Below are 9,927 nucleotides of genomic sequence, written 5' to 3' on the forward strand. Positions count from 1 at the left end.
ATATTATAATGGAAACTTATTATAATGAAAAATCTATTTAGTTTTCTAGTACATAATATTCGGCAGTGTCAATAATTTTGTGTAAATGAGTTATCAACCTTTTCAGATAAATTGTTACTTATATTCTAATTATTCTTGTTCGATGGATTGTTTTTGATTTACTTGGCAGGGCTAGCCCTGCCAAGTAAATCATTCGCATCGGCATGTGGCCTATGATTCTAGCTCTTCAAACATTTTTTCAATTTCTGCACGAGCTTTATTAAAGCCAATATGGCAGCGTGTCGCAAAGCGTTGGTTATAGTCTTCAAACTGGGAAACTAAGAAACGTTCCAACGACTCATCATTTGGAAATTGTTCCTTGGGCTTGGTATATTTTTTGATCTTCTTGTTGAATGACTCGATTAAATTTGTAGAGTAGATGCTTCGCCTTTTCACAGAAGGCATCTAGGGCTGCTTTACCTGATTCAGTGTCTTCTGCTTGATGAATCGTTTTAAAATCATCGCAGATCTCCTGACGATCTCCTACGCGCACTTTATGTGAAATATTGTGTGCTACGTGTACGAGACACGTTTGGTATCTCGCTTTTGGAAAGACGCTTGAAATGGCATCGACCATGCCTTTTAAGCCATCTGAAATGAATAATAGGACGTCTTCGACACCACGACCTTTGATTTCTTCGAGTAGTTCTTGCCAGTTGTATGCAGATTCTGTTGAAGCAATCGTATAGGCAAGGACTTCCTTGGAACCATCTTCACGAATTCCAACGGCGATGTATATAGCTTCTTTGGATAAGGTATCACGACGTATCGCAATATAGGTTGCATCTAAATAGACGCACACATAGCGATTATGTAGTTGGCGATTATTGAACGCTTCAACCGTTTCAGATACTGCTTTTGTCATGTTAGAAAGGGTCTGTGGCGTATAATGATGACCCTACATCTTTTCAATCAGATTTGCGATTTCAGACATCGTAATTCCTTTTTGAAAGAGATGAATAACCGTTGACTCTAATGTGTCGTTGGAGCGTTTATACGGAGCTATTGTCTGTTGCTTAAACTCGCCATTGCGATCACGAGGAATCTGGATATTTAAGTACCCATACTCTGTGTAAAGAGTACGTGAATAAGAGCCATTTTGTGAATTACCAGAGTTGAAACCGATACGGTCATATTTTTCATAATCTAGAAAACTAGTAAGTTCGGTTACCAAGAGCGAATTGATTGCTTTTTCTAAATGAGAACGAAAAACTTCCGTAATATCTTGTTTTTTTACTAGTGCATCGACGATTTCTGTTGTAAACTGGTTCATAGGGAAGACCTCTTTTCTATGGATAAGTTGTGGTGACTTTATTCTACCAGGAAAAGGTCTTCCTTTTTTATTGTTTTATTCATTTACACAAAATATTTTACACTCTCACATAACCTTCCTTTGATTAATCAATTACATACTGCTTTATCAAAGTATGGCTTTTTTATTATGAATAGTTAGTTTATAATAGGGTATGTTTTCTAGAAAAGGAATAAATGTTTGTCTGTCTGTGTGATTTAAATACTTAGAGATAATAATCGTTCAAGTTAATATATTAAATGAAGGGAAGTAATATTTTGAGAACATTTCCAGAAGGTAAAATTTTTTTTGTTACTTCTACACTTCCATATAAATTTGGAGGACGTACAAAGTCATTGCTTAGAAGAGCTAAGCTATTGACTGAAGGTACAGAAAATAAATTAATATTAGCTACAACAAATTATAATGAGAACTACGACCAAGTATACGCCAGTTATAGAAAGAAAAACTTAGTTAACGAAAATATTCAATTTATAAATATGTATGACGATCTTAAAGGAACAAACTCAAGTAGTACTAAAATAAAAAAACATCGAATTGAAGAACGAAGATATATACATGTTAAAGAAGATAATCGTGAAGGTTATCGATATTTTGATAAAAAAACAGGACAATATGTTATGTTTAAAAGCTTTGAAACAAAAAATAATCAATTAAAATTTATTGATTATTTTAAACAAGGTATTCCACATCGTTCAATGAGAGAACATTATGACAGTAAGGGTTTATTACATAAAAAAACATTTTATCATGATACTATTTTAGAACCATACGAAGAAGTTTTTTATAATAATAAAGGTCAATTTTATTTGAACAAGTTATATACTTTAAATGGAAATAAATCTAAGTTAAAACAAATTTTTTACTATGATAGAAATATGAATCGAACCCATATGTTTAAAACAGAAAAAGAACTCTTCACTTTTTGGTTTAATCAAGTTTGTGATGATAAGACATATATGGTCGTTGATGCAAGGTTATTAGACAGACCAGTATTAAACATTAAAAATATTAATGTAAAAAAAATCTTTCAATTGCATAATAATCATTTATCAACTCCAAATGATATTCATTCAAATATAAAGAACAGTTATAAAACCTTAATTAATAGATCGAAGGAAGCAGACGCTATTATTTGTTTAACAAATGAACAAGCTAATGATATTGAAAGATTAACTGGAAATAAAGAAAATATAAAGGTTATTCCTCACAGTATCAATCCTAAAAAAATAAGTATTGACCGGGATATAAAGAAAATAGTTGTTGTTTCAAGATTACATCCTCAAAAAAGGTTGAACCACATCATTCAAGCTTTTAGTATCTTTATTAAAAAACATCCGGATTATACTCTTGAAATCTATGGCATGGGAGAAGAAGAGGATAAATTAAAACAATTAATTTCAGACCTAAATTTATCTGATACGTGTATATTAAAAGGTTTTACTGACAAACCCGACTATGTTTTTCAATCAGGTGGTTTTTCTGTTGTTTCAAGTGAATTTGAAGGTTTTTGCCTTTCTATATTAGAGAGCTTATCAAACGGATGTCCAGTTGTTAGTTATGATGTGAAATATGGACCTAAAGATTTGATTAAGGACGGTATAAATGGTTATCTCGCTCAAGATGGGGATATCGAAGATCTATCTATGAAGATGGAAATGATGGCTCATTCAGATTTAATGAAAATATCCAATGAATGTATTAGTTCTGTAAAATCTTATAATGACGAAACATTCATTAATAAATGGATAAAATTACTAAATGAGGTATGAAGTTTTTTTCAGTTAGAAAAAAACCACTTTATTAATTATGTATTATTTAACAAATTCATCAAAAGGTCATATATGAGTATTTAATTTATATCATAATTTATATCATATAGAGACAAAAGTAATTTAAAATGCAAATGTAAAGGTCCCAACTGTGCTTTCTTATGAAACCAAATATAAAAATACAAAAGTAGATATTTTTATGTAGGACTCTAGGTGATTAATTTTTGTGTTTGCATGTCAAATAAATTTTTTTACAGTATAATAAAAAGGAATTCCTGAGTATGAATTGTTTCATTCGTGTATTAAAGATCTACCTTCCATACGAATCCTTGATTGAATATGGAAACTAATAAATTTCCTGAAATTTAATTTGAATTATATTTGATTTATGAATATACTATCCTTTAGGGATATGTAGATATTTGTCTAAAATATTTCTTTTTTGGAGTAACGTGTTATGTTATATATTATTAACTTTAAATTGTAAGGAGATTAGATTATGAGAAAGGTATTGACATATGGAACCTTCGATTTACTACATTATGGGCATGTTAACCTTTTAAGACGTGCTAGAGAATTAGGTGATTACCTTATTGTTGGTTTATCAACAGATGAGTTTAATGCTATTAAACACAAAGAGGCATATCACAGTTTTGAAAACAGAAAATTAATTTTGGAATCTATACGCTATGTTGATAAAGTAATACCTGAAGATAATTGGGATCAAAAAATAAAGGATGTAAAAGAAAATAACGTAGATGTATTCGTAATGGGTGATGACTGGAAAGGTAAATTTGATTTTCTGAAAGAATATTGTGAGGTCGTATATTTACCTCGAACTGTTGGTGTTTCAACAACAAAAATCAAAGAAGACTTGTTTTCAATAAAAAATGGTTAAAGAATTAGTTATATCTTTGTATTTACTAAGTGTTAAGTTGATTTTTAATTGTTTCAAGATACTCCATTTGAACGATAAAGTAACGTTTGTTGTTTCGTTTGGAGATAACACACGATTTGTGTATGAGGAAATGAAACGCCAACAAGTAAAATCTAAAGTCGTTTTTTTATGTAAAAAAAAATGCATATCAGAATTTAAAACTTATTCAATGCCAGTTATTCCCATTGAAACTTTTAATTTATTTAATATAATAAGATCATGTTATCATTTAGCAACCTCTAAATTGATTTTTGTGGATAATTATTTTGGCTTTCTTTCTGTGACCGAATTTAAAAAAGAAGTCACATGTATTCAATTGTGGCATGCTGCTGGGGCTATTAAGACATTTGGTTTAATGGATAATTCCGCTAAAAAGCGAAGTAAAAGAGCTCAATTACGCTTTAAGCATGTTTATGAAAAATTTGATAAAATAGTTATCGGTTCAGATACAATGGGTGAACTTTTTATTCGAGCTTTTCATTCGAAAGATAAAAAACTCTTACGAAAAGGGATCCCAAGAACCGATTTTTTTTATGACAATAAAGTTTTAGAGCACTCCAAAGTAAAAAAAAAATCATTGTTTAATGATAAAAAAGTCATATTATATGCACCGACATTTAGAGAAAATGAGTTAGACAAAACAAGAATACAAATAGATTTAGACCTGATGGAAAAAAAGCTAAGTCATAATTTTGTGATTATATTAAGACTACATCCTGCTGTACGCTCGACATTAAATTTAGAAAAAAAATATCCGGATTTTGTATATGACTATTCATCATGTCATGATATTAATTATCTACTGCTTTTAACAGATATTTTAATTACGGATTATTCGTCTATTCCATTTGAATTTTCACTACTTCATAGACCGATGATTTTCTTTCCTTATGATTTGGAAAAATACAAATCAGAAAGAGGACTATGGAATGAATATAATCGATTAGTTCCAGGCCCGATCGTTAGAAATACTGATGAAATTATAGAACTTATTCAAAATAATGATTTTGATATTGATAGAATAAAGTTATTTTCAAAAGTTTGGAATAAATATTCACAAGGTCAATCAAGTGAAAAAATTGTCGAATATCTATTTTCTGACAAGAAAAGAAAGATATCCAAAGGTTGATATTTACTAATGGATATGCTTTTTTCTAAGGAGGAGACTTTGATGGAGGCTGCAACTACAGTTGCTGTTAATAAGAAAAAACGTATAAAAAGATCTCTTTTAGAGAATTTCGCTTTCAAAAATAATGAAATTATATTAGCAGTAAGCTATGAACTCTCAGATGAAACCTTGTCTGATCAAGTTAAAATAATTATCAGAAACAGGTTATCTAATGAAGAACTTAACATGAAGATATTTAAGATAAAAAAAGAAGAATATAAAATTTACTTACAAGCATCAATTCCTAAAGATAAGCTTTTTAAAACAATATCTAAAGGAAAGTATTGGGATATTTATATCTCACCGCTTACAACCGATTTATTTGAATATAGTAGATTAAAGAGTAATACCCAAAACTTAGAACTACTTAGCACTATTTTTGAAGATGACCTTTTAATTACTCCTTATAAAACAAACAAGGGAAATGTCTCTTTTAAAGTGACTGAACCTAAACTCTTAGGAAAAATTGAACAAATAAATCAAAAAAACGGTATATTTCAAATAGAAGGCTATGCTATATATCCCAACATAGATCAATCTGATAAAAATGATGTCATAAAAAATATAATTGTAAGAGATAAAAATCATGAAATGTTAAAGACTTATCAAGCCAGAAATATTGAAAGACATGATTTAAGCCAATCGATAGATGAAATAAGTAATCTTTATGATTGGGCTGGTTTTTCAGTTGAAATAGATTTAAAAGAATTTGTATCTCAATTACCAAAAGAACATCCTAAAAATTTTGTGATTGAAATTGAACTTATTAATTGTATTAGTAATGAAACAGTAAATACGGCTAGGTTAAAAATTCCAGAGAAAATTCACACCCATAAATATGTTCTAAAAGGAATTAAAGGTAAGAAAAAAATTATAGTAAAACGGACAAAAAAAGGTAGAAATGCAATTTTTCAAGTATCAGACTATATTCTTAAAAAAGAGTTAAAATCAAAAGTTCATCGCTTAATTCGTCGATTCAGAAGTCACCGAAAGACTAAACAAGCCTATAAACAAATTTTTAAGGCTTTAGGAAAGTTACCAGCAAGAAAGGGTCTTGTTGTTTTTGAAAGTTTTTTAGGAAAACAATATAGTTGTAACCCAAGGGCTATATATGAATATTTAAAAGAAAATTATCCTCAATATAAGCTAGTATGGAGTGTTGACAAACGATATATAAAAAACTTTGAGGGTAAAGACGTAAAGTATGTAAAAAGATTTTCAATTAGATGGTTGTTCTTAATGTCAAGAGCACAATATTGGGTAACCAACAGTCGATTTCCACTTTGGATTCCAAAACCAAAACATACAACATATTTACAGACTTGGCACGGAACACCTTTAAAAAGGCTTGCTGCAGATATGGACGAAGTTCATATGCCAGGTACGAATACTATAAAATATAAAGCTAATTTTTGTAAAGAAGCTAGTAGGTGGGATTACCTTATATCTCCAAATGCTTATTCAACAGAAATATTTGCTAGGGCTTTCCAATTTGACAAGGTGATGATAGAGTCAGGTTACCCTCGAAACGATATTTTATATACAGATAATAACTTTACTGAGATATTTAAATTAAAACAAAAATATGGATTACCTCAAGATAAAAAAATTATTCTTTATGCTCCGACTTGGCGAGATGATCAATTTTATTCTAAAGGTAAGTATAAATTTGACCTTGATCTGGATTTAAGCTTAATGAGGGAAGAATTCGGTGATGAATATATTGTTATTTTACGAATGCACTATTTGGTTGCTGAGAATTTAGATCTGTCTCCATATGAAGGATTTGCCTATGATTACTCTCAACACGAAGATATTAGAGAATTATATTTAATATCTGATATTCTTATGACTGATTATTCAAGTGTATTTTTTGATTATGCAAATCTTCGTCGACCAATGATATTTTTTGTTTATGACATTGAAAATTATCGTGATAAACTTAGAGGTTTTTATTTTGATTTTGAAAAAACAGCTCCAGGCCCACTTGTTAAAACAACTGCGGAGGTTATTAATTCTATACGAGAATTTGAAGACAATGATTTTGCAGTTCCAGATAATTTTAATGCGTTTTATGATAAATTTTGTTATTTAGAAAATGGATCAGCTTCAAAACAAGTAGTTGATAAGGTTTTTTTAAATAAATAAAGAAATATGTTATTATAAGAATTTAATATAATGTATATTAAACTATTATGTAAATTTCTTTTTTATATTCCATCTTCTAGATTATACTTTGGGTATATAAATTATACCTATTCATAGTAGGAAGGGTAACTACATGAAATCAGCATTTATAGTAATTAGAGAACAAATTAAAAGTTTTTACTTAATACGTAGACTTTCAATGTATGAAATGAAAAGTAGTAATAATAACAACTATCTCGGAATGTTGTGGGAAATAATAAATCCAATGATACAAATAGGGATATACTGGTTTGTTTTTGGTTTTGGAATACGTAAAAATCATGGTGTTAATATGGATTCAACCACAATTCCGTTTCTTTTCTGGATGTTATCAGGTATTGTTTTATGGTTTTTTATTAACCCTGCTATTCAACAAGGATCAAAGTCAATATATTCTAGAATTCGTTTTGTAGCAAAAATGAGTTTCCCAATGAGTGCTATTCCTAGTTATGTGATTATGGCTAAATTCTATCAACATTTGATGTTGACGGCCATTATCATTATAATCTTCCAATTTACAGACTTTCATATTTCAAAATATATAATTCAATTGCCTTATTTTATGTTTGCTTCTATAGTTTTCGTATTAGCTGTGTCCTTAGTGACATCAACATTATCTACAATTGTTCGCGATGTACATCAGATCGTCCAAGCAATTATGAGAATGATGATATACCTTGTACCGTTTCTTTGGGTAATACATGATAATTCTGAAGGCGGAAGGTTAATTTTGAAAATAATGAAATTTAATCCTCTTTATTATCTCGTTGAAGGTTATCGATCTTCAATCTTGGGAACTTCGTGGTATCCGATTGTCCATTTTAAATATTCCCTTTACTTTTGGGGAGTTGTAGCCATAATATTTATGTTTGGATCCATGATACATTTAAAATTTAGAGATCGTTTTGTGGATTACTTATAATGGATGTGTAATTTATGACAAAGTCAGTTGTTTTACGTAATATTACAAAAAAATACAAGATGTATTCTAAGACTTCCGAGAAATTATTAGATTTAATTTCTCCAAAAGGTTATGGAGAAGATTTCTATGCCTTGCAAGATATTAGTTTTGAAGCCGAACAAGGTGATGTTATCGGCATTATTGGAGTTAACGGATCAGGTAAATCAACTCTATCGAATATTTTATCAGGCATTATTCCGCCAACATCAGGGGAAATGGAAATCAATGGACAAGCACAACTGATCGCTATTTCTTCAGGTTTGAATACACAATTAACAGGTCGAGAAAATATTGAATTAAAATGCTTAATGCTCGGTTTTAGTAAAAAGGAAATAAGAAATTTAGAACCTGAAATTATTGAGTTTGCGGATATAGGCAAATTTATTGATCAACCTGTAAAAAGTTACTCAAGTGGTATGAAATCTCGTCTGGGTTTTGCTATTTCTGTGCATATGGATCCAGACATTCTCATTATAGACGAAGCATTATCTGTAGGAGACCAAACGTTTACTGATAAATGTTTGGCCAAGATGAATGAATTTAAAGCCCAAGGAAAAACCATTTTCTTTATTAGTCACTCTATTGGTCAAATGAAGAAGTTTTGTGAGAAAGCCTTATGGATTCAATATGGAAGAGTTAAAGATTATGGCTTGATGAAAGACGTTATGCCGAAGTATGAACAGTTCTTAAAAGACTATAAAAAAATGTCCAAAGAGGAACAAAAAGATTTACAAGAAAAGGCACGCGAACATAATGATGAAGAACGTCATAACCTGGAAGATAAAAAACCAAAGAAAACTTTTCGAAATATCATGGCAATCGTAATCATTATTGTCATAATTTTGTTTACTGCGGTTATGTGGATGAATCAATAAATTTAATTTTAAAGTCATTTTCGTTTGGAAATGGCTTTTTTTCATATGTTCCTTTTTATATATTTCTTACATAACGCGAAAAAACACCTTTTCAGCAAAATTTTTGCTGAAAATTTGTCACGTTTGCCTAGTTAGAATGATTCACAATCGTGGTATAATTAAAGATGGAAAAGGCTTTCAGTATTATATAATAGGACGATAAGGATGGTGGATTAAATGTATAACATTCTTGTACCTGTTGATGGCTCGGAACCATCAAAACGTGCGATTAATGAAGCTTTAAAGCTAACTAAAGGTAGAGAAGATCAATATCAGATTACATTGCTTTATGTGAGTACATCTCCTGCTTACTTCCCAATTTATGCAGAGGATACGACGCAATTAGTTCTTAATGTACATGAACTGGAAAGAGCGCAAGGAAATAAGTTACTTAAGACTCTTAAAGACCAACTTCATGCAGAAAGTGATGTTAAGGTTAACACAAAACACTTATTAGGATCTCCCGCTAAAGAAATTTGTCAATTTGCGGAGAAAGAAAAAGTTGATATGATAATTATGGGGAATAGAGGTATGGGGGCATTTGGAAAAATGATTCTCGGTAGTGTCAGCAATCGAGTGATTCAAGAAGTGAATGTACCTGTCTTGATTGTAAAATAAAATATCTTAAGTACCCCTC

General features: G+C 30.1%; 7 protein-coding genes and 1 pseudogene. 7 read left to right on the forward strand and 1 reads right to left on the reverse strand.

What is annotated here, in order from left to right; genetic code table 11:
* Nucleotides 1-210: 210 nt before the first annotated feature.
* Nucleotides 211-1,312: pseudogene (locus GMB86_RS01110) on the reverse strand (IS256 family transposase).
* Nucleotides 1,313-1,590: 278 nt separating this feature from the next.
* Here GMB86_RS01110 and GMB86_RS01115 point away from each other — a divergent pair.
* The 7 genes from GMB86_RS01115 (at nt 1,591) to GMB86_RS01145 (ending at nt 9,908) form a co-directional block, all read left to right on the forward strand.
* Nucleotides 1,591-3,123, forward strand: a complete 1,533-nt coding sequence (locus tag GMB86_RS01115; RefSeq protein ID WP_155215945.1) for a glycosyltransferase — start codon at nt 1,591-1,593, stop codon at nt 3,121-3,123.
* Nucleotides 3,124-3,622: 499 nt separating this feature from the next.
* Complete coding sequence (gene tagD, locus GMB86_RS01120) at nt 3,623-4,021, forward strand: glycerol-3-phosphate cytidylyltransferase (RefSeq protein WP_155215947.1); 399 nt, start codon at nt 3,623-3,625, stop codon at nt 4,019-4,021.
* 67 nt (nt 4,022-4,088) lie between these two features.
* Entirely contained in the window at nt 4,089-5,189 is a 1,101-nt protein-coding gene (locus GMB86_RS01125; protein ID WP_230458941.1) for a CDP-glycerol glycerophosphotransferase family protein, read from the forward strand.
* A 42-nt stretch (nt 5,190-5,231) separates the two neighbouring features.
* The gene (locus tag GMB86_RS01130; RefSeq protein ID WP_155215951.1) at nt 5,232-7,376 is read left to right on the forward strand and encodes a CDP-glycerol glycerophosphotransferase family protein; all 2,145 of its coding nucleotides are present in this window, start codon (nt 5,232-5,234) and stop codon (nt 7,374-7,376) included.
* A gap of 133 nt (nt 7,377-7,509) precedes the next feature.
* Nucleotides 7,510-8,337: an ABC transporter permease gene (locus tag GMB86_RS01135; protein ID WP_155215953.1), complete on the forward strand. Its 828-nt coding sequence runs from the start codon at nt 7,510-7,512 to the stop codon at nt 8,335-8,337.
* Nucleotides 8,338-8,351: 14 nt separating this feature from the next.
* Nucleotides 8,352-9,251 (forward strand): teichoic acids export ABC transporter ATP-binding subunit TagH, encoded by a 900-nt coding sequence (tagH, locus tag GMB86_RS01140; protein WP_155215956.1) that lies wholly within the window; start codon nt 8,352-8,354, stop codon nt 9,249-9,251.
* A gap of 216 nt (nt 9,252-9,467) precedes the next feature.
* The gene (locus GMB86_RS01145) at nt 9,468-9,908 is read left to right on the forward strand and encodes a universal stress protein (protein WP_155215957.1); all 441 of its coding nucleotides are present in this window, start codon (nt 9,468-9,470) and stop codon (nt 9,906-9,908) included.
* Nucleotides 9,909-9,927 lie beyond the last annotated feature (19 nt).

Origin of the sequence: Terrilactibacillus tamarindi (assembly GCF_009718825.1) — a bacterium.
GTDB classification, from domain to species: Bacteria; Bacillota; Bacilli; order Bacillales; family Sporolactobacillaceae; genus Terrilactibacillus; species Terrilactibacillus tamarindi.